We start from the raw sequence: 19604 nt of genomic DNA, 5'->3' as shown, positions 1-19604 counted from the left end.
CTCCTCATCATCGGCCGGTACGCCGGTCCGGTCCGCCTCGCTCAGCCGAGCCGGACCGGCAGTGACTCCAGCCCCCGGGTCAGGTTCACCTCGCGGCGCAACCCCTCCGCCGCCACGGCCAGTTCGATCCGCGGGAAGCGGTCGAGCAGCGCGCCGACGGCGATCTCGGCCTGCAACCGGGCGAGGGGCGCGCCCATGCAGTGGTGGATGCCGTGGCCGTACGCCAGATGCCCGCCGGTCTCCCGGCGGATGTCGAACCGCTCGGGGTCCTCGAAGCGTTCGGGGTCGTGATTGGCCGCGCCGAGCGAGACGATGACGAACTCGTCGGCCGGGACGCGGACACCGGCGATCTCCACCGGTTCCGTGGTCACCGAGAGCGTGCTCAGGTGCAGCGAGTTGTCGTAGCGGCAGAACTCCTCGCCCGCGCCCCGCAGCAGCGACCGGTCCGCGCGCAGGGCGGCGAGCTGGTCCGGGTGGCGCAGCAGGGCGAGCATCCCGTTGCCGATCAGATGCGCGGTGGTCTCGTATCCGGCCACCAGGAGCTGGAAGACCATCGACACCAGCTCGTTCTCGCTGAGCCGGTCCTCGTTGTCCCGCGCCTGGATCAGCCCGCTGAGCAGGTCGTCGGCCGGGGCCGCCCGCTTGGCGGCGATCAGGCCGGTGAGGTACTCCGCCATCTGGTCGGCGATGCGGTGCATCTCCTGCGGCTGGACGGCCACGGTCAGCGCGTTGGACCACGCTCCGAAGGCGGCCCGGTCGGCCTCGGGGACGCCGATCATCTCGGAGATCACGGTGAGCGGCAGCGGGAAGGCGAACACCTTCAGCAGGTCCACCTCGCCCTGCCCGGCGATGCCGTCGAGCAGGGCACCGACCGTGTGCTCGATCCGCGGCCGGAGCGCCTGGATCTGCCGTGCGGTGAACGCCTTGGCCACCAGCTTGCGCAGCCGGGTGTGGTGGGGCGGGTCCATGCCCAGCATGTGCTCCACCAGCATCCGCTGGCCGGGCGACTTCTCGGCGGGCTGCTCGACGGGGTCGACGCCCGCGTGCTTGGCGGCCAGCCGGGCACAGCGCTCGGGGTCCTTGTGCAGTTTCGGCTCGGTCAGCGCGGCGCGCGCGGCCTCATGGCGGAGCACCAGCCACATCGGTGCCCCGCCGAGCACGACCCGCGCCACCGGGGTTCGCTCGCGGAGCCGGGCGTACACCGGGTACGGGTCGCGGATGAAGTCCTCACCCAGCACCTCCGGCGTCCGGCTGGTCTCCTCGGACATGTGTCCGGTCCTCTCGGTCGGCCCGTGCCGCATGTCGCGGAAGCAGGGTGGGTGAACGACGTCTCCGATCCGTTGATAGCAGGCTTTTCCGCGCTTCCCCGGCGCACTTCGAGGATTTCTATCGAGCTCCCACGGAGCGTGTTCGAAAGCCGTTCACCCCCTCCCTCGCGGTCATCCGGACGGAGGAGGGAGCGAAGGGGAGCTCCCCCCGACGGCGTGTGGGTTTGCCTCCGTGGGAGGAGTCGCGTGCGGGGTGCCGTATGCCATTCTCCTGGCAGCGATCCAGCAACGGACGCACGTTTCCCCGTGTCTCCTGGAGGGCCCCGTGTCCGGAATCCTTACCGCCGTTTCCCGTGGCTATCGAAAGCTGCACGGCACTCCCGCCGAAGGGGTGCCCGTCTGGGCCCGGCGTGCGGCCTTTCTGATCCCGTTGGTCGTGCTGCCCTCGGGGCTGTGGCGCATCGCCCAGGTCACCTTCGGTGTTCCGCTCACCAAGAACGTGGACATCGGACGGGGACAGTTGCCGGGCTGGCTGCCGCTGGAGATCTACGTCGTCATCCTGTCCCTCGTCGCCGAGGGGCTGGCCTTCCTCGCCGTGGGGCTGGTCTCCACCTGGGGCGAGGTGTGGCCGCGCTGGGTCCCCTTCCTCGCCGGGAAACCCGTACGGCCGCTGTCCGCGATCATTCCCGCCGCGCTCGGGGCGGTGGCCCTCACCGTCACCTGGACCATGACCCTGGTCCTCTCGCTGCGGGGGCGCGCGCTGGACGGCCGCCAGTTCGGGGGCGGCGGCTGGCGCGGATCGCTCATCCATGACGTCGGCGAACTCGGCTGGCGATCCTGGGTGTTCGTCACCGCCTATCTGCCGCTGCTCGCCTGGGGGCCGCTGCTGGCCGCCGTCACCTACGCTTACGCGGTGCGCCGCAAAGCGTTCAAATGAAGAGAATCGAATAAGCCATTGCCAGGGTCGGCCGACCGTCTTCACGATCATCGGCGACCGCCCGAAAAGAGGCGATTGACGCGGTCGGCGGGCCGTCTTGGCGGTACGCCCTCCACCGCCTTCCGCGAAAATTCCGCACCCGTCTCTTTCCGTCTATAGAAGAATTCTCGGCGGCCCATGGCCCCGCTTCCCCGTCCCGGTACCGTGCGATTCCACGAGTTGCACACACACATGTGTGGCGAGGCAATCGTCGGATGGGGAGCATCGTGACCGCGCATGACGTCGAGTACATCGAGATCTACACCAACGACCAGCGGAAAACCACGGACTATTTCGTGTCCGGTATGGGTTTTCAGGAAGAGGCCCGGTGCCGGACCGGCGCGCTGGAATCGACCCTGCTCCGCGAGAAGGAAATCCAGCTCGTCATCACCTCGGGACCGGGCACGGCCGACTTCCTGGCCGAACACGGTGATGGCATCGCCGACATCGCCTTCGCCTGCGAGGACCCCCTCGCGGCCCACGAGGGCGCCCTGGCCGCCGGCGCCCGCGATCTGACCTCCGGCAACCCGGCCGGCCCCGCGGTCTCCGGCTTCGGCGCCGTCCGCCACACCCTCCTCAAGCGCTCCGCTGACCAGCCGCACGGGCTGCCCCCGGGCCGGGACTGGGTCACCTCGCCGGCGGGCGCCCCCCGGGCCGGCACCACGACCGAACTGCGGCTGCTCGACCACATCGCGGTCTGTCTCGAGGCCGGCACCCTGCACGACACGGTCCGGTACTACATCGACGGATTCGGCTTCGACCAGTACTCCAGCGAATACGTCGCCGTCGGCGAGCAGGCCATGGACTCCATCGTGGTGCGCAGCCCCTCGTCCGGGATCACCTTCACCATCATCGAGCCCGACAGCACCAAGAAGCCGGGCCAGATCGATGAATTCCTGGAGCGGAACGGCGGCCCGGGGGTGCAGCACCTGGCGTTCCTCGTGGACGAGATCATCCCGGCCGTTGTCGAGTTCGAGACCCGGGGCATCGAGTTCCTGCAGACCCCGGGCACCTACTACGACGCCCTCGCCGAGCGGATCGACAACCTCGACGAGACCATCACCGATCTGCGCAAGACCAATGTGCTCGCCGACCGCGACGAGTGGGGTTACCTGTTGCAGCTCTTCACCCGCTCGCCCTTCGAGCGGCGCACCCTGTTCTTCGAACTCATCCAGCGCCACGGGGCCCAGGGCTTCGGAAGCTCCAACATCCGCGCGCTGTACGAGGCCGTCGAGCGCGCCCGGGCGGCCAACTCGTGACCGGCCGCACAACCCCCTCCGGCGCCTCCCGGCCGCCGCTGTCCCTCGAGGAGTACGCCGAGCGGGCGCGCACCCGACTGACCCCGGCGGTCTGGGACTTCATCGAGGGCGGGGCCGGGGAGGAGCGGACGCTCGCCGCCAACCGGGCGGCGTTCGACCGCATCCGGCTCAGCCCCCGGGTCCTGACCGGGGCGGGCGAGTGCGACCCGTCCACCACGGTCCTGGGACGGCGGTGGGGAGCGCCGGTGGCCGTGGCGCCCATGGCCTACCACACGCTGATGCACCCCGACGGCGAGACGGCCACCGCGCGGGCCGCGGGCGCGGCCGGCCTCCCGCTCGTGGTGAGCACCTTCGCCGGGCGGACCTTCGCCGAGATCGCCGCGGCCGCCACCTCGCCGCTGTGGCTCCAGGTCTACTGCTTCCGCGACCGCGCCACGACCCGGCGGCTCATCGAACACGCGGAGGCCGCCGGCTTCGAGGCGCTGGTCCTGACCGTCGACACCCCACGGCTCGGCCGCCGACTGCGCGACCTGCGCAACGACTTCCGGCTGCCGTCGCATATCGCGCCCGCCAACCTGCCTGCGGACGAGGCCGATTACTCGTCCCCGTCCGAGCACGGCCGCACCGGCCTCGACCCCTCGCTCGACTGGTCGGTCATCGCCTGGCTGCGCTCGGTCAGCCGACTGCCCGTACTGGTCAAGGGCGTGATGACCGCCGAGGACGCCCGGCGTGCGATCGCCGCGGGCGTGGACGGCATCGTGGTTTCCAACCACGGCGGACGGCAGCTGGACGGGGCACCCGCCACCCTGGACGTGCTCGCCCGGATCGCCGCCGCCGTGGACGGCCGCTGCGCCCTGCTCCTGGACGGCGGCGTGCGCCGCGGCCGGGACGTCCTCGGCGCCCTCGCCCTGGGGGCGGACGCCGTGCTGCTGGGCCGCCCGGTGCTGCACGGACTGGCCGTGGCGGGCGGGAACGGCGTGGCGGGCGTCCTGGGCCTGATCCTGGACGAGCTGTCGGAGGCCATGGCGCTGACCGGCACCGCCACCGTCGCCGACGCGGACGCCTCGCTGCCGGCCGCGCCGGAGGACACCACCGTGGCGCTCCACCGCCGGTCCGGCGGGGCACCGCGCCACGACCCGCCGCGCCCGCCGGAGCCGACGGCGGGGCTGCGCAAAGAAGATCTGCACCACAGCGTGTCCGACCCGGTGCTGGACACCATGAACTTCCTGAACGAGATCACCGGCCGCTTCCCGGACGTGGTCTCCTTCGCCCCCGGAAGGCCGTACGAGGAGTTCTTCGACAAGGACGAGATCCTCGATCACATCCGCCGCTATCTGGACCACTTGGCCGCGGGCGGTGCCTCGGACGAGGCCATCCGCACCGCGCTGTACCAGTACGGCCCGACCGCCGGCCAGATCCGCGAACTGATCTCCGACTCGCTCCGCGCCGACGAGGGCATCGACGCCCCGCCGGGCGCGATCGTGGTGACGGTGGGCGCCCAGGAGGGGATGCTGCTGGCCCTGCGCGCGCTCTTCACGGACCCCGGGAACGTCCTGCTGGTCGCCAGCCCCTGCTACGTGGGCATCACCGGAGCCGCCAGTCTGCTGGGGGTGCCCGTACACCCCGTCGAGGAGCGGGCCGACGGTCTTGACGTGGCCGACGTGGAGGCCGCCGTCCTCGCCGAGCGGGCCCGGGGCCGCCGCCCGCGCGCCTTCTACGTGGTGCCGGACCATTCGAACCCGTCGGGCAACACCATGTCCCGGCGCGCTCGCGAGGAGTTGCTGGAGCTGGCGGCCCGGCACGATCTGCTCATCCTCGAGGACAGCCCGTACCGGCTGGTCAGCCCCGGCGTCCAGCTGCCCACCCTGAAGTCGATGGACCACGCACGGCGGGTGATCCACATCGGGTCGTACTCGAAGTCGGTCTTCCCCAGCGCCCGCGTCGGATTCGTCGTCGCGGACCAGCCCGTACGGGATCCGTCGGGGGCCGAGAGCCTGCTCGCCGACGAACTCGCCAAGATCAAGAGCATGGTGACGGTGAACACCCCGGCGCTGAGCCAGGCGGCCGTCGCCGGTGCCCTGCTGGCCTGCGGCGGCCGGCTCACCGAACGCAACGCGGTGCCGGCCAAGCACTACGGCGAGGCGCTCCGCGTCACCCTCGAGCAACTGGACCGCCACTTCCCCGAAGACGTCCGCGACCGGCTCGGCATCGGCTGGAACCGGCCCAGCGGCGGCTTCTTCCTCACCGTCCGGGTGCCGTTCCCCGCCGACAACGCCGCGCTGCTGCGCTCGGCCGAGGACCACGGCGTCATCTGGACACCGATGGCCTACTTCTACCCGGGCCCCGGCGGCGAACGGTCGATCCGCCTCTCCTTCAGCTATCTGAGCCCAGCGGAGATCGAGGACGGCATCGCGCGGCTCGCCGCCTTCCTCCAGTCGGAGATCGAGCGCCCCGGCGCCACCGGACCCACATCGGGACGTGACACATGAGAACCGCCGTCGTCGTCGGAACCGGGCTGATCGGGACGTCCATCGCCCTCGCCCTGAGCCGCTGGGGCGTCCTGGTGTACCTGGACGACGCCGACACCACGGCCGCCAGGACCGCCGAGGCCCTGGGGGCTGGCTCGCTGGAGATGCCCGCCGGGCAGGTGGACCTCGCCGTCCTCGCGGTGCCGCCCGCGAGCATCGGCACCGTGCTCGCCCGCTGTCAGCGGGACGGGCTGGCTCACACCTACACCGATGTGGCCAGCGTCAAGGTGCGGCCGCACGAGGAGGTCCGCGCGGCCGGTGGCGATCCGTCCCGCTACATCGGCGGACATCCGCTGGCCGGCGCCGAGCGCTCCGGTCCGCTCGCGGCCCGCGCCGACCTCTTCGAGGGGCGCCCCTGGGTGCTGACCCCCTCGCCCCTCACCGATCGCTCGGCGCTCAACCGGGGGCTGGAGCTGGTCTCGCTGTGCGGTGGCGTCCCCGTCCTGATGGACACCGACGCCCATGACCGCGCCGTCGCCCTGACCTCGCACGCACCGCATCTGGTCGCCTCGATGATGGCGGCCCGGCTGGAGCACGCCGAGACCGAGCACATCCGGGTGTCGGGACAGGGACTGCGGGACGTCACCCGCATCGCGGCGGGCGAACCCGCCCTGTGGAGCGACATCCTGACCGCGAACGCCGACGCGGTGGCCGACGTCCTCGACGACTACGCCAAGGACCTGGAACAACTGATCGCCGCCCTGCGGGCGCTGCCCGGCGCCGAGTCCGAGGGGCGCCGGCAGGCCGCCGCCGATCTCCAGGAGTTGCTGCGGCGCGGCAACCGGGGCCACGCCCGCGTACCGCACAAACAGCGTTCACGGCCCGCCGAGTACGTGGCGATCCCGGTGGCCGTCCCGGACCAGCCCGGAGCGCTGGCCCGGCTGTTCTCCACCGTCGGCGAGGCCGGGGTCAACATCGAGGACGTGCGCATCGAGCACTCCCTCGACCAGCCGCGCGGCCTGGTCGAACTGCTCGTGGACTCGACCTCCGTCGCGGGCGTACGGCGGGTGCTGGACGCCAACGGCTGGACCATGCGGGAGAAGCCACTGCTGGTCGGCGACGCCTGAGGAATCCGGACCGGCTCCGCCCAGGGGCCGGTCCGCGGCTGTGCGCACCGGATGTCCCGTACCGCGTCGGCCGGGGTCCGCCCCCGGCCCCGGGGGCTCAGCGGATCGGCGGAAGTCGGCCGCGGTTCGGACGCGCCGCGAAGGGGCGCGGGGCTGTGTCGATGTGCGGCTCCGCCGCGACTGTGTCGGTATGCGGCTCCGCCGCGGCTGCGTCGATATGCGGCTCCGCCGCGTGGGACCGGCCACGACGGCGTCGCAGACGATCGACGGCAGGTCGGGGCACTTCCCGCGGACCGCTTAGAACGTGTCGTGGGTGTTCGGCCGGCGTATCGCGGTGTAGAGGGCGCGCAGCATGAGGATCGCACTGACCGCGAGCATCTGATAGCCGAGCAGCGGGAACAGCTCCACCTCCGCGGTGACCCGGGGCCCGCGCCCGGTGCCGAACACCACCAGGACCACCCCCATCAGCCCCGTACAGGCCCCCAGCAGGGTGACCGTCATCTGGTGGATCAGCCCGGAGACGAAGCGCCGCTCCCGCTCGTCGGCGAGCACCCGCACCCGGACCGTGAACCGCCCCTCCTCCAGCGACGCGCCGATCCGCTCCGCCCTCCGAGGCAGCCGCCGCAGCATCGGCAGCGCGGACAGGAACTCATGGGTCGCGCTCCGCGCCAGGGACGAGAACCCGGACGCGAGCCCGCCCTCCTCCTCGCTCCCGGTACCCGTGGCGCGGAACCGCAGCCGGTCGGTGAGGAGGTCCACGGCGATCGCCCGGGCCTCGTCGATCATGTTGAAGTCGGGGGTGATCCGGCCCAGGGTGCCCTCGATGGTCGCCAGGGCCCGGAAGACGGCGGCCACCTCCGGCGGAACGGCGAGACCGAACCGGGCGAGCAGCTGGAACAGCGCGGTGAACATCTCGGTGTCCGGCCGCGCCCCCGCCCCCAGGTGCTGGGCCATGAACTGCCCCAGCTCCCGCTCCAGCAGCAGCGAGTTGAGCATCAGGTCCTCGCTCCTGGTGGCCCTCGTGCCGAGCAGGGCCATCAGCGCGTCATGCAGACCGGCCCGGTCGCCGCGGTCGACGGCCACCAGCATCTCCTGGAGGGCATGGCGTACGGACGGGTCGATACGGCCCACCGAGCCGAAGTCGAGCAGGCCGATCCGTCCGTCGTCGAGCAGCAGCACATTGCCCGGATGCGGATCGGCGTGGAACACCCCCGCCTTCAGGATCTGGTGCAGCATGGCGGCGAAGGCGGTCCGGGCGATCCGGTGGCGGTCCAGCCCCTTGCGGTCCGCGACGGTCGCCGCACGGTCGAAGGTGACCCCCTCCAGCCACTCCTGGACCAGCACCCTGGCCGTGGTGAACTCCTCGTACACCCGGGGCACGCGCACCAGGGCGTCCGCCTCGTACCCGCCGCAGGACGCCGCCACCACCGCGGCGTTGTTGGCCTCGATCCGGAAGTCCAGCTCCTCCCGCACCGATGTGGAGAAGCCGTCGCCCAGATCCCGCAGCCCCATGGCGTGGGAGGACCGGGACCGCTGCTGGAGGCCGCGGGTGACCGCGACGACGATGTCCAGGTCGCGCTCGACCATCTCGCGGATGCCCGGCCGCTGGACCTTCACCACGACCACCGGACCCCCGCGCAGCTTGGCGCGGTGGACCTGGGCGATCGAGGCGGCCGCGAGCGGGACCTGCTCGATCCACTCGAAGGCGTCCTCCACCGGCCTGCCCAGCTCCGCGCGCAGCAGCGCCGCCACGTCCCCCCACGGCGCGGGCGCCACATCGCTCTGCAGACGGCTGAGTTCGTCGATGAAGTGCGAGGGCAGTAGATCGCGCCGGGTGGACAGCAGCTGGCCCAGTTTGATGAAGGCCCCGCCGCACTCCTCCAGCGCCAGCCGCAGCCCCCTGGCCATCCGCTCGCCGAACTCGCCCGGTCGCAGGGCCCGTTCCAGACTGTGCCGGCTGCGCAGCGGACGGCTCAGCCCGTGGCGCATGAAGATCCGGCTGATCTGCGAATAGCGGCGGGTGCGCCGCAGCCGGCTGCGCATCGCGCGCCACAGCCGCATGGGCAGCGCCCAGCTGCCGCGCGGCAGAAAGACCTCGGCCAGCACCAGGGTGGCCATCGCGGCGAGGACGGACACCCCGACCTGCACGCCGTACAGCACGCCCATGCTCTGCTGGTCGTGCATGGTCGGCTTGAAGACGAGCATCGCGCCCAGCCCGACCAGACCGGCGCCGAGGGCGCGCAGCGGGCCCACCCGGATGCCGAGCAGGCGACCGGAGATCGCCGAGACGCCGAAGACGAAGACGCCCAGCGACGACACGGCGATCAGCACGATCAGCAGCCCGAAGGACAGGTCGTCGATGCTGGTGGCAGCCAGCCAGGTCATGGCACGTCCCCCCGGGTGCGATGAACAGTGCGTCAACAGTAGTCCGGATCGTCCGGCTCGGACCGTGCTGCCCGCATGTCACGCAGCAACCTGCCAGACACACACCACGGGGCCCGACGTCGGGATGTCGGGCCCCGTGGCGCGGGAGGGCGTGGCGGGCGTCAGCCCATCGCCTCGATCAGGCTCTTGGGCCGCATGTCGGTCCAGTTCTCGTTGATGTAGTCCAGGCACGCCTGGCGGTTGTCCTGGCCATGGACGACGGTCCAGCCCGCGGGTACCTCCGCGAAGGCCGGCCACAGCGAGTGCTGCTGCTCGTCGTTGACCAGCACGTAGTAGCTGCCGTTCTCGTCCTCGAAGGGGTTGCTCATGGCGTGATCGCCTTTCTGGCGGGTCTATTGGGCCTATCGGGTCTGTCTGGTCTGTCTGGTCTGTCTGGTCTTTGCGAGCGGGTCCGGTCAGCCGCAGCCACCGGCGTGGCCGGCGTCACCGGCCGGGACGAGCAGGGCGGGCTCGACCCCGCGGTCGTTCTCCCGCTGTTCCACGACGGCGGTCCGGGTCTTGGCACGGACGCTCGCGACGAAACCCGAGAGCCGGTCCAGTCCCCAGAACTTGTCGTGCCGGTGGATGAAGAACGGCACTCCGAACACTCCGTCGCGGTCCACCGCCCGCAGCGCCTCGACGCCCCGCCGGCGGATCTCCGGATCGTCGACCGCACCGGCCAACGCATCGGGGTCGAGGCCGAGTTCATGGCCGATCGCGGCCATGGTGGCGCGTTCGGAGATGTCGATGCCGTTCTCCCAGCGGGCCCGGTACACGGCGTCGATGAAGTCCCGCCCGCGGCCGGCGTCCTCGGCGACCAGATAGGCGAGATGGGAAACGTCCCAGTTGGGAGCGGTGTCGATCGGCCAGGCCACCGACAGGCCACGCTCGATGGTCGCCCGCTTGACGTCCTGGAGGATGTAGAAGTGCTTCTCCTTCGACATCGCGACATAAGGGAGGTGGATCCCGGCGTCGGCCAGCATGCGCTCGCTCACCTCGTCCGGCTCCCAGTACGGACGCCATTCGATCGCGTCCGCCACATCGGGCGCGTTCTCGGTGAGTTCACGGTAGGCGAGCCAGGAATAGGGGCTGCGGAGTGAGAAATACCAGCGCGGTGGTTTGACGGCCAATGAAACCTCCTGGTTCGGGGCGAAGCTAGATGGTGATGCCGCCGTCGATCTGGACGACGGAGCCCGTGACATAGGCCGCACGGTCCGAGACGAGGTACGAGACGAGGTCGGCGACCTCATCGGCCCGCCCCAGCCGCCCGAGCGGCACCGACTCCAGCGCCTTGTCCTTCACCTGGCCGGTGAGCACGGAGGTCATGTCGGTGTCGATGAACCCCGGGGCGACGACATTGGCGCGGATTCCGTACCGCCCGACCTCCTTGGCCAGGGCCCGGGAGAAGCCGATGATCCCGGCCTTGGAGGCCGAGTAGTTGGACTGGGTGGCGTTGCCGTACACACCGGCGACCGAGGAGATATTGACGATCACCCCGCTCTTCCGCTTCATCATGCCGAACGCCACGGAGCGGCAGACGTGGTAGACCCCGTCGAGGTTGACGTCCAGCACGTCATGCCATTCGTCGTCCTTCATCAGCAGCAGGGGATTGTCACGGGTGATACCGGCGGCGGTCACGGCCACGTCGATCGGACCCAGCGTCTGCTCGGTCTCCGCGACCAGCGCGCGCACCGCCCCGGCGTCACGGACGTCGACCCTGCGGCTCAGTACCCGAACCCCGGTCTCCATGACCTCCTTCTCCAGCTCCAGGGCGGCCGCCTCGTTCGACTGGTAGCAGAAGGCGACATCGAAGCCGTCCCGTGCCAGACGCTCCACCGTCGCCCGGCCGATTCCCCGTGAACCGCCGGTGACCAGCGCCACCCGGGATGCGTTCTCTGCCATTGGTTCTCCAAAGCGATTCGGCCGGCCGCGTGGGACCGGATGTCTGTTGCCGGGGTCAGGCGAGAGCGGGGGCAGGGTCCCCGGGCCGCAGCTCCCCCGCCGGGCGGAAGGCCAGCACCGCGAGGCCGACCGTCAGAGCGGGCTCACCCGCCACCGTGGAACCGCCCTCGATGATCACGGTGTCGTCCACCACCCGGGTGATGGACGCCCGGTGTTCCAGTACGTCCCCCGGCAGCACCGGCCGGTGGTACTCGACCCCGGACACGCTTCCGAAGAGCATGACCTGGCCCTCGAGCACATCGGGATCCGGCGACTCCCAGGTGGCCAGCAGCCCGGCCGACTGGCACCAGGACTCCAGCAGCAGCACCCGCGGATAGGCGTAGGCCTCCGCCGCCGCGTCCGGTCCGAGCCCCTGGTACCAGGGCTCATTGCAGGTCACGGCCTTCACTGCGGTCACCCGCTGCCCCGGGACCACTTCGGTCACCCGGTCCAGCAGCAGCATCGGGAACCGGTGCGGCAGCACCTTTCTGATCTCGAACTGACCGATCATCACGCCTCCTCGGCCGTGAACCGCAGTCTGACCTGGGCGGCGGCACCGCGCTCGGTGGCCACCTTGGCGGCGCACCGCCACGCCCCGGACCCGCCGGTCCACACCAGGTCCACCTCCAGCCGGTCGCCCGGGAAGACCGGCCTGAGGAACCGTGTGCTCTCCACCGCCACCAGTTCCAGACCGGCCGAGCCCGGCGGAGGGGTCCGCAGACCGCTGAGGTGCACGCACTCGATCACGCAGACCCCGGGGAAGATGGGGAAGCCCGGGTAGTGCCCGGGGAAGACCGCCTCGTCCTCGCCCACCGTGACGGCCGTCACCGCACGCACCTTGCCCCGGCTGTCGGCGGCGGCCGGACGGACGACCTCCACCCGCGCGGCGATCGGACTGCTCGGCCGGGTGCCCGGCGTTCCGGCGGTCCCGGCGGTCCCGGCGGTCCTGGTCGTCCCGGCGGCCCCGGCAATCCCGACGGCCCCGGTCATCGCGGACCGGCCAGACGCAGCAGGGCGCAGCCGACCGCGCCGTCACGGTCGACGGAGGTCACCAGCGCCACCCGGTCGGCGGCCTCGGGGGTGGTTTCGGCGTGCACCAGCACCCCGGCGATCTGGAACGCCGCCGCCGCGGCCCCGGTGTCCCCGATGAGCGCGGCCTGGGTGAGGTGGACGGGATCCGCTCCCTTGGCGGCCTCGGCCACGGCGGCCCGCTCCTGCTCCCCGGACGGGCCGGGCGCCTCGCTGGTGGAGACCGCCCAGATCTCCTCCGGGCGCACCCCCGCGCGGTCCAGGGCCCGGCGCAGACAGGCCGCCAGCGCGGGGCGGACCCCGCCGTCCAGGGCGATGCCCATCTCCACCGCGAGGATCTCCGCCAGCACCGGCTGCTCGGCGTCGTCCCGCGCACCGGAGCCGCGCTGCACCGCCGACGACGCACCAACTGTGCAGGCAGTGTCGTCCCGCGCACCGGAGCCGCGCTGCACCGCCGGCGACGCACCAACTGTGCAGGCAGTGTCGTCCCGCACACCGGAGCCGCGCTGCTCCACCAGCAGCAGTCCGCAGCCCTCACCGGGCAGTTGCGCGGGCCCCTCGGTGCCCGGCCGGTGCGCGTGCCGCTCCAGCCAGGAGCGGGCGTGCGAGAACTCCTCGACCGCACCGCACAGCACGGTCCTGGCCCGGCCGAAGGTGAGCAGCCGGCGCGCGTAGTTGAGGGCGTACAGCCCCGCCGCGTGGCCACCGGCGATCGTGGTGTTCGGCCCCTTGAGCTGGTGCCAGATCGCGCTCTGCCCCGCGGCGCAGTTCATGACGGCGTTGGGAAAGCGCGCCGGGTCCACCAGATACGGCTTCTCCCCGGTGAACGAGTCCCGGGTGAAGTCCATCTGGCTCTGCACACTGCCGGTGGTGGTGCCCAGGACGAGGGCGGCGTCCTCGCCGGTGGCCACCCACCGGTTGCGCGGCGCGTCGTCGAGCAGCCGGGCGACCGTGGTGACCGCGAGGCCGGTCACCCGGTCCATGGAGCGGACCCCCTTCTTCCCGAGCACCGTACGCAGGTCGAAGTCGGGCACCAGACAGGCGCGGTCCCCGGCCGCCTGCCACCGCTCGTCGTCGAGCCCGGCCGCCGCGGGCCGGCGTTCCCTGATCCCCTCGGTGAAGGCCGCGCGGCCGATCCCGAAGGGCGATACCGCCGACCAGGCCGTGATGACCGGTCGATTCACAAGAGCTGTGCCGCCACTCATGTCTGCTCCGTCGCTCCGTCGCCGTCGTCGGTCAGGATTCGCCGCGCAGCGCCTTGGAGACGCGCTCGTCGAAGTTGATCAGGTTCCAGTCCCGCCGGTTCTCGATCAGGGCGTAGCCATGGGTGACCTTGCCGGTCGCGGTCGGCACCAGCCTGCCGTCGCGCACCACATAGCAGTCCATGCGGGAGGTGTAGGTGAAGTCCTTGAAGACGTTCTCGACGGTGTAGACCGTGTAGAGGTCCTCCTCCATCAGCGCCTCGTCCAGGATCTGGATCCTGGAGTGCGGGCAGGCGGGGATCCACCGGCGCTCGTCCAGCAGGGTCTTCACCGAGATGCCCCGGTCGGCGAGGAAGAGGTCCACGACCTCCTCCATCTGCCGCAGATAGCTGGACATCTGGAGCCGCTCGGAGAAGTGGCAGTACGGGTAGGGGATCCGCCACTTCCAGCCGAACGCGTTCTTCCCCGAGGTCAGCAGGTCGAGCACCGGATCGGGGCCGGAGGTGCCGCGGCCGGCCGACAGCGAGGTGGTGACGGCCGCGAGGTCGGCGCCGGTCAGCTCCGGCGGCTCGGGGGCGACGGCGCCGGGGGTGCTCAGCCGGTCGGTGACGAACCGGGCGAGCTCGGCGGGCGGTTCACCGGCCGCCTCGACATAGCTGTCCGAGCGCAGCACCACCTTGGCGTTGGCGCCCACCACCTTGGTGTCCGCGCCGTCCCGCTCGGCGTGCAGGGACACCGTGAAGGAGATGAAGGAGTCGTCGTCCCCGGCCGTCGGCACCACCCGCGCCTGGACCGTCTCGTCCATGTAGAGGGCGTGCAGGATCCGGGTGTCGAGGTCGACGACGTCCACGCCGAGACCATGTTCGGCGTACAGCGCCCGCGCCGGAAGGTCCGCGTCGGCGAAGTGGCAGAGGATCGCCTCCTCGACCAGGTAGTTGATGTGCTTGAACCCGATCCAGGTGCAGATGTTGGAGCCCTCGTACCGGGTGCGCAGCGACGCGGTCGTCTCGCTGGTGAGCAGCCTCTTGACGGCGCCTTCGGCCACTGTGGTCATCGATCGTGCTCCCATGGGAATCCGGGGCCGGGACCGCCGTGCGGACGGACGGCCGAACAGGTGCTGACGAAGCGGTCGAGCAGGGCGGCGAACTGCCGGGCCCGCTCGATCATCAGGAAGTGCCCGCAGTCGGGCAGCAGACGGAACTCGGCGTCGGGGAGGCCGTCCGCGAGCGCGCGGCCCTCGGCCGGCGGCGCGGCGAAGTCGTCCGCACCGGCGAGGACGAGGCACGGCACGGTGAACCCTCCCAGCCGCAGGGCGGGGGTGCGCAGATAGATCTCGAAGAACCGCATCCAGCCATAGGGGCCGACCCAGTCCCGGATGCGCTCGGCGAGGTGCTGACGGGCCGCCCGGGGGACCCGGTCCCCGGCGTGCACCCGGATGCCCTCGGCGATCAGCGGGGCCATGTTGTCCACGGAGTACGCCAGGCTCGCCCAGTCGAACTCCTCGGCCGTGCGCCGGTAGAACGGGGCCACCAGCACCAGGCCGTGGATGCCGAACTCGGTGAACGGGTCCAGGCCCTCCGCGATCCGGCGGCCCAGGAACTCCATCAGGACGTTCGCGCCCATCGAGTGGGCGACCACCACGGCGGCGCCGCCCGGCACCGCGCGCAGGGCGTCGCCCGTATACGGCACGAGATCGCCCCGGGCGCTCCACCCGGCGACGCTCCGGCCCCGCCAGGGCAGGTCGGCGGCCCACATCTCGGGCCCGCCGGCCCGCCGGCCGTGCTCGACGCAGGCGTCCCACACCGTGCTGCTGTTGGACAGTCCGTGCAGGAAGAGCACCCGGCCCCGCCCGGGGTCGCCCTGGGCACGCCGGGTCACGACCACGGGGCTCTCCTTGTCGCCCCGCGCGGACGCCTCGGCGGGCCCACCGTCCTCCTGGGCGAGTCCCCGCACGAGACGGTCACCGGCAGACATCAGGCCGCTGCCCGCCCGCGCAGCGCGATGCCCGCACTGGCGTCGTCGGCGTCGGTGCCCGCGGTGGCGTACACCGGACCGGCTCCGCCCCGGGCGAACCAGCCGACGGCCGCGGCGCACTGGAGCACTCCCAGCGCGCCCGAGCCCAGGCCGAAGACCTCGCCCAGATCGTGCCGGGGGACGCCCGCCAGCAGGGTGTCCGGCACGACGGCCGTACGCTGTTCGGGCAGTTGCCACAGGGCCGGCCGGTCGCCGGTTGTCCTGGCCAGCCGGTCCAGAGTGCGGCCCAGTCCGGCGCCCCGGACGTAATCGCCGAGGACGGCCGGCGCGTTCACTCCCCGTTCGGCGGCCGATTCCTCGCTCTCCACCACCAGCGCCGCCGCCCCGTCGATGGTCCGCGATCCGCCGGTGAAGGCGCGCACGGACTCGTTGTCGGGTTCGACGCCGAGGACCAGCGCCCGGGAGGCCCGGCCACCGCGGATCAGCGTCGCCGCCCAGTGGACGGCGTCCAGCCCGGAGGTGGCGCCGTTGCACAGCATCAGGTTGGGGCCGCGCAGCCCGAAGCGGATGGCGACGGAGGAGGCGATGACATTGCTCGAGGCGTTCGGCAGGTCCATGGCGCTGCCCGCCGCCGCCGTCTGCTCGGCGATCGTGTCGATCGCCCGGCAGATGGTGTCGAGATTGCCGTAGTTGGAGCTCGCGACCATCGCGACGCTTCCGCCGGGGACGCGCAGGCCCCCGTCGTCCAGCAGACCGGCGTCGCGCAGGGCCGCGTCGGCCGCGCAGTAGGCGAGTTGAGTGGCCCGGTCCTTGTACCGCAGGCCCTTCCGGCCGACCAGGTCCTTCGGTTCGACGGGCGGGGCGTCCGCCGCCGGTGCCATCAGCTCCGGTGCCGACCTCGCGCGGGGCAGCACCACGCCGACCCCGCTCACCACCACGGTCATCGGGCCGCCTCCAGGATCGCGACGGCGTTGATGCCGCCGAAGCCGAATGCGTTCAACTGCGCCACGGTCAGCGACCGGTGAGCGGCCTCGCCGGTGACGAAGCGGAATCCGTCCGCCTCGTCCACCGGGTCGTCCAGGCCCACGGTCGGCGGCACCAGCCCCTCGGCCAGGCAGCGAAGGGTGACCACCAGATTGAGCAGCCCGGAGGCGCCGGAGGTGTGCCCGGTCATCGACTTGGTGGCGGTCACCAGGGGCTTGTCCCGGTCCGGGCCGAAGACGTCCGCGAGCGCGGTCGCCTCCGCCTCGTCGTTGAGCAGCGTCCCGGTGCCGTGCACCATCAACAGGTCGATGTCCGCGGGCTTCACCCCGCCCCGGGTGTGCGCCTCCCTGATCGCCTCGGCGATACCGGCCGGGTCCGGCGCCGTCACATGGAAGGCGTCGCAGTTGACCGCGACGTCCCGGACCAGGCCGTGCACCGGACGTCCGCCGGGGATCCGGCTGAGCACGACGGCCGCCGCGCCCTCGCCCATCAGGACGCCGTCCCGGTCGCGGTCGAACGGCCGCACCCGGGTCGGGGGCACCGGCTGTACCCGCTCCAGCAGGCCGTACATGGTCTCGGTGAGCACGTCGACCCCGGCCACGACCACCGTGTCCGCTCCCTGCGCCAGCAGGTCCACGCCCAGCGCCAGGGCGTACAGCCCGGCCGAGCACGCGTTGGACAGGGTGTGGGTGTCATCGGCCCCGAACGTCTCGCGCAGCGCGGTGCCGAAGTGGAGCTGGGAGGCCGGGAATTCGGCGCCCTGGGTGCGCCACAGCTCCACCGAGCGCAGCTCGCGCAGCCCGGTGCCGACCAGGACCGGCACCCCGCTCAGATCGCTGTCGTCGAGGCCCGCGTCGCGCACCGCCTGGCCGACCGCGTCCAGCAGCAGTCCGGTCGCCCGCCGGGTGACGTCCACCCCGGGTGCGGGGCGGTTGTCCACCTCGTACGCGTGGCGGGCCGTGTGCCGGGCGTGGTCGAAGCCGCGCAGCTCGGCCACTCCGGAGCGGCCCGCGCACAGGTTGCGGAACAGCTCGTCGACATCCCCGCCCAGCCCGGCCACGGCGCCCATGCCGGTCACCGCCCAGCTCATGCCGGCACCTCGACCGCCCAACCCGGCCACGGCCTCCGTATCGGTCCCGGTCCCCGTGTCGGTCACCGCCCAGCTCATGCCGGCACCTCGACCGCCCAACCCGGCCACGGCCTCCGTATCGGTCCCGGTCCCCGTGCCGGTCACCGCCCAGCTCATGCCGGCACCTCGACCGCCCAACCCGGCCACGGCCTCCGTGTCGGTCCCGGTCCCCGTGTCGGTCACCGCCCAGCTCATGCCGGCACCTCGTCGTACCGGCCGAGCAGCACCACCGCGTTGTTGCCGCCGAAGGCCAGGCCGTTGTTCTGCACGACCTTCAGCTCCGCCTCGATCGCCACGTTGGGCACGCAGTCCACGTCGCACTCGGGGTCGGTGGTGGTGTGGTTGATGGTCGGCGGAATGAACTTCTCGGTGATCGCCAGGGCGCAGCCGATGGCCGACAGCGCGCTGGCGGCGCCCATGGTGTGGCCGATCATCGACTTCATCGAGATGGTCCTGGGAGGACGGCTGCCGAAGACCTCGCGGATGGCGCGTGCCTCGGTGACGTCGTTGGCCTTGGTGCCGGTGCCGTGGGCGGAGATGAGGTCCACCTGGTCGGCCTTGACCCCGGCGTTCTCCAGGGCCAGCTGCATGCACCGGCCGACGCTGTCCTGGTTCGGCGCCACCTGGTGGTAGGCGTCGCAGTTCAGGCCGTATCCGAGCACCTCGGCGTAAATCCGGGCGCCACGGGCCAGCGCGGACTCCAGGCTCTCCAGGACCAGCACCCCGGCCCCCTCACCGGTGAGGATGCCCTTGCGGTCGACGTCGAACGGCCGGCACCGGTCCGGCGCGATGGTGCCCAGCCGGTAGAAACCGGAGAACGTCTTGCGGCACATCGCGTCGGCGCCACCGCACAGCGCGTACTCCGCGTCCCCGGAGCGGACCGCGTCATAGCCGTAGCCCAGGGCGTAGTTACCGGCCGCACAGGCGGTCGGAATCGTCACCGCCTCCACATCGGACAGCTGCAACTCCTGTGCGATGGCCGCCGACAGGCGGCCGGCCGGAACGCGGCGGGCGAGTTCGGGCGACATGTGCTCGGGACCGTGGGCGATCTCGGCCTCGACCAGGTGGTCCAGGTCCCTCGATTCACCGTCGGTGGTCCCGATGGAGATCAGACCCGGCAGCGACCGCCAGTCCGCGATGGAAACCCCCGCGTCCTCGATCGCCATCCGGGCCGCGGCGACCGAGTACTGCGTCGCCCGGCCGAGGTGCTCGACCGCGAGGTGGCGTATCCACCGCTCGGGGGCGAAATCCTCCACCTCACAGCCGTTCGCGTGGTCGAACCCCTCGACGTCGAACACCGTGATCGGCTTGGCCCCGCTGCTTCCGGCGCGCAGTCCCCGCCGGAACTCCTCGACGCCCATACCGATACTGGAGACCACACCGAGACCGGTGATCACCACTCTTCGCGGGCTCGCATGCCCCGACTCCGCCATCCCGACCCCTTCGTCCGCTGTTCCGGCCGTGTCCGCAGATACGAAAGCGCCGCTTTACCAGCCGGCGGACTCGGCGACTACCTCGTAGACGCCCTTGAGGTGCACCATCCGGGGGAGTTCCGACTGGTCGATGGTGACGTGGAATTCCTTCTCGAGATTCGCGAGAATTTCGATGGAACGCAGCGAGTCAGCCGAGTGGTCCTCCTTGAAGAGGCTGGTCTCGGTAACCTCGTCCTCTTCGATCTCCAGAACATCGCAGACGATCTCCTTGATCTTCTGCACCCGCTCCTCATGCACCGAACTCATGATGGATCCCCCACTTTCGAACAAGGCCGACTCACGGGCCGTTTCCATTTTGGACTCGGATCTTTCTATGGCACCCCGCGATAC

Annotated in this window: 18 protein-coding genes; 4 read left to right on the top strand and 14 right to left on the bottom strand. The window is 71.5% G+C overall.

The window, feature by feature from the left end; genetic code table 11:
* Positions 1-41 precede the first annotated feature (41 nt).
* On the bottom strand, positions 42-1268 hold the full coding sequence (locus tag ACMTAK_RS28450; RefSeq protein WP_413808810.1) for a cytochrome P450 family protein: 1227 nt from the start codon (positions 1266-1268) through the stop codon (positions 42-44).
* Positions 1269-1593: 325 nt separating this feature from the next.
* Between ACMTAK_RS28450 and ACMTAK_RS28445 the strand changes: the two genes are divergently transcribed.
* From ACMTAK_RS28445 to ACMTAK_RS28430, 4 genes are all read left to right on the top strand, one after another.
* Complete coding sequence (locus tag ACMTAK_RS28445) at positions 1594-2205, top strand: hypothetical protein (protein ID WP_413808809.1); 612 nt, start codon at positions 1594-1596, stop codon at positions 2203-2205.
* A 266-nt stretch (positions 2206-2471) separates the two neighbouring features.
* Positions 2472-3503: a 4-hydroxyphenylpyruvate dioxygenase gene (hppD, locus tag ACMTAK_RS28440; protein WP_413808808.1), complete on the top strand. Its 1032-nt coding sequence runs from the start codon at positions 2472-2474 to the stop codon at positions 3501-3503.
* Entirely contained in the window at positions 3500-5992 is a 2493-nt protein-coding gene (locus ACMTAK_RS28435; RefSeq protein WP_413808807.1) for an aminotransferase class I/II-fold pyridoxal phosphate-dependent enzyme, read from the top strand. The genes hppD and ACMTAK_RS28435 overlap by 4 nt, the downstream gene beginning before the upstream one ends.
* Positions 5989-7098, top strand: a complete 1110-nt coding sequence (locus ACMTAK_RS28430) for a prephenate dehydrogenase (RefSeq protein ID WP_413808806.1) — start codon at positions 5989-5991, stop codon at positions 7096-7098. The genes ACMTAK_RS28435 and ACMTAK_RS28430 overlap by 4 nt, the downstream gene beginning before the upstream one ends.
* Positions 7099-7395: 297 nt before the next feature.
* On the opposite strand, the gene ACMTAK_RS28425 is transcribed toward ACMTAK_RS28430, so the two are convergent.
* The 13 genes from ACMTAK_RS28425 to ACMTAK_RS28365 all read right to left on the bottom strand — a co-directional run bounded on the left by ACMTAK_RS28425 (position 7396) and on the right by ACMTAK_RS28365 (position 19520).
* Complete coding sequence (locus ACMTAK_RS28425) at positions 7396-9483, bottom strand: ABC1 kinase family protein (RefSeq protein ID WP_413808805.1); 2088 nt, start codon at positions 9481-9483, stop codon at positions 7396-7398.
* 161 nt (positions 9484-9644) lie between these two features.
* A complete protein-coding gene (locus ACMTAK_RS28420) occupies positions 9645-9851 on the bottom strand; it encodes an MbtH family protein (protein ID WP_044573519.1) in 207 nt (68 codons plus the stop codon).
* A gap of 87 nt (positions 9852-9938) precedes the next feature.
* A complete protein-coding gene (locus ACMTAK_RS28415; RefSeq protein WP_413808804.1) occupies positions 9939-10652 on the bottom strand; it encodes a 2-hydroxychromene-2-carboxylate isomerase in 714 nt (237 codons plus the stop codon).
* A 25-nt stretch (positions 10653-10677) separates the two neighbouring features.
* Entirely contained in the window at positions 10678-11424 is a 747-nt protein-coding gene (fabG, locus tag ACMTAK_RS28410; protein WP_413808803.1) for a 3-oxoacyl-[acyl-carrier-protein] reductase, read from the bottom strand.
* Positions 11425-11479: 55 nt separating this feature from the next.
* Positions 11480-11974, bottom strand: coding sequence for a 3-hydroxyacyl-ACP dehydratase FabZ family protein (locus ACMTAK_RS28405; protein ID WP_413808802.1), 495 nt, complete (start codon positions 11972-11974; stop codon positions 11480-11482).
* Positions 11974-12453: a 3-hydroxyacyl-ACP dehydratase FabZ family protein gene (locus tag ACMTAK_RS28400; RefSeq protein WP_413808801.1), complete on the bottom strand. Its 480-nt coding sequence runs from the start codon at positions 12451-12453 to the stop codon at positions 11974-11976. The genes ACMTAK_RS28405 and ACMTAK_RS28400 overlap by 1 nt, the downstream gene beginning before the upstream one ends.
* The gene (locus ACMTAK_RS28395; protein ID WP_413808800.1) at positions 12450-13697 is read right to left on the bottom strand and encodes a beta-ketoacyl synthase N-terminal-like domain-containing protein; all 1248 of its coding nucleotides are present in this window, start codon (positions 13695-13697) and stop codon (positions 12450-12452) included. The genes ACMTAK_RS28400 and ACMTAK_RS28395 overlap by 4 nt, the downstream gene beginning before the upstream one ends.
* A 31-nt stretch (positions 13698-13728) precedes the next feature.
* Entirely contained in the window at positions 13729-14748 is a 1020-nt protein-coding gene (locus tag ACMTAK_RS28390) for a hypothetical protein (RefSeq protein ID WP_413808799.1), read from the bottom strand.
* Positions 14745-15668 carry an alpha/beta fold hydrolase gene (locus ACMTAK_RS28385; RefSeq protein ID WP_413808798.1) on the bottom strand — a complete coding sequence of 308 codons (924 nt, stop codon included), beginning with the start codon at positions 15666-15668 and terminating at the stop codon, positions 14745-14747. The genes ACMTAK_RS28390 and ACMTAK_RS28385 overlap by 4 nt, the downstream gene beginning before the upstream one ends.
* Entirely contained in the window at positions 15668-16612 is a 945-nt protein-coding gene (locus ACMTAK_RS28380; RefSeq protein WP_413808797.1) for a beta-ketoacyl synthase N-terminal-like domain-containing protein, read from the bottom strand. Before ACMTAK_RS28380 ends, ACMTAK_RS28385 begins: the two co-directional genes overlap by 1 nt.
* Positions 16609-17742, bottom strand: a complete 1134-nt coding sequence (locus tag ACMTAK_RS28375) for a beta-ketoacyl synthase N-terminal-like domain-containing protein (protein ID WP_413813014.1) — start codon at positions 17740-17742, stop codon at positions 16609-16611. Before ACMTAK_RS28375 ends, ACMTAK_RS28380 begins: the two co-directional genes overlap by 4 nt.
* Before the next feature lie 230 nt (positions 17743-17972).
* Positions 17973-19214, bottom strand: coding sequence for a beta-ketoacyl-[acyl-carrier-protein] synthase family protein (locus tag ACMTAK_RS28370; RefSeq protein WP_413808796.1), 1242 nt, complete (start codon positions 19212-19214; stop codon positions 17973-17975).
* A 54-nt stretch (positions 19215-19268) separates the two neighbouring features.
* A complete protein-coding gene (locus tag ACMTAK_RS28365) occupies positions 19269-19520 on the bottom strand; it encodes an acyl carrier protein (protein ID WP_014061562.1) in 252 nt (83 codons plus the stop codon).
* Positions 19521-19604: the final 84 nt, after the last annotated feature.

Origin of the sequence: Streptomyces lacaronensis (assembly GCF_047337785.1) — a bacterium.
In the GTDB taxonomy this organism is placed as follows: Bacteria; Actinomycetota; Actinomycetes; order Streptomycetales; family Streptomycetaceae; genus Streptomyces; species Streptomyces lycopersici.
This window is presented reverse-complemented; position numbering and strand designations above follow the sequence as displayed.

Excerpts from the sequence above, each read along its gene's own strand:
- ACMTAK_RS28365 (WP_014061562.1), bottom strand. The coding sequence starts at position 19,520 with ATGAGTTCGGTGCATGAGGAGCGGGTGCAGAAGATCAAGGAGATCGTC.
- ACMTAK_RS28425 (WP_413808805.1), bottom strand. The coding sequence starts at position 9,483 with ATGACCTGGCTGGCTGCCACCAGCATCGACGACCTGTCCTTCGGGCTG.
- fabG (WP_413808803.1), bottom strand. The coding sequence starts at position 11,424 with ATGGCAGAGAACGCATCCCGGGTGGCGCTGGTCACCGGCGGTTCACGG.
- ACMTAK_RS28380 (WP_413808797.1), bottom strand. The coding sequence starts at position 16,612 with ATGACCGTGGTGGTGAGCGGGGTCGGCGTGGTGCTGCCCCGCGCGAGG.
- ACMTAK_RS28370 (WP_413808796.1), bottom strand. The coding sequence starts at position 19,214 with ATGGCGGAGTCGGGGCATGCGAGCCCGCGAAGAGTGGTGATCACCGGT.
- ACMTAK_RS28385 (WP_413808798.1), bottom strand. The coding sequence starts at position 15,668 with ATGTCTGCCGGTGACCGTCTCGTGCGGGGACTCGCCCAGGAGGACGGT.
- ACMTAK_RS28395 (WP_413808800.1), bottom strand. The coding sequence starts at position 13,697 with ATGAGTGGCGGCACAGCTCTTGTGAATCGACCGGTCATCACGGCCTGG.
- ACMTAK_RS28375 (WP_413813014.1), bottom strand. The coding sequence starts at position 17,742 with ATGAGCTGGGCGGTGACCGGCATGGGCGCCGTGGCCGGGCTGGGCGGG.
- ACMTAK_RS28400 (WP_413808801.1), bottom strand. The coding sequence starts at position 12,453 with ATGACCGGGGCCGTCGGGATTGCCGGGGCCGCCGGGACGACCAGGACC.
- ACMTAK_RS28405 (WP_413808802.1), bottom strand. The coding sequence starts at position 11,974 with ATGATCGGTCAGTTCGAGATCAGAAAGGTGCTGCCGCACCGGTTCCCG.
- ACMTAK_RS28430 (WP_413808806.1), top strand. The coding sequence starts at position 5,989 with ATGAGAACCGCCGTCGTCGTCGGAACCGGGCTGATCGGGACGTCCATC.
- ACMTAK_RS28390 (WP_413808799.1), bottom strand. The coding sequence starts at position 14,748 with ATGACCACAGTGGCCGAAGGCGCCGTCAAGAGGCTGCTCACCAGCGAG.
- ACMTAK_RS28420 (WP_044573519.1), bottom strand. The coding sequence starts at position 9,851 with ATGAGCAACCCCTTCGAGGACGAGAACGGCAGCTACTACGTGCTGGTC.
- ACMTAK_RS28450 (WP_413808810.1), bottom strand. The coding sequence starts at position 1,268 with ATGTCCGAGGAGACCAGCCGGACGCCGGAGGTGCTGGGTGAGGACTTC.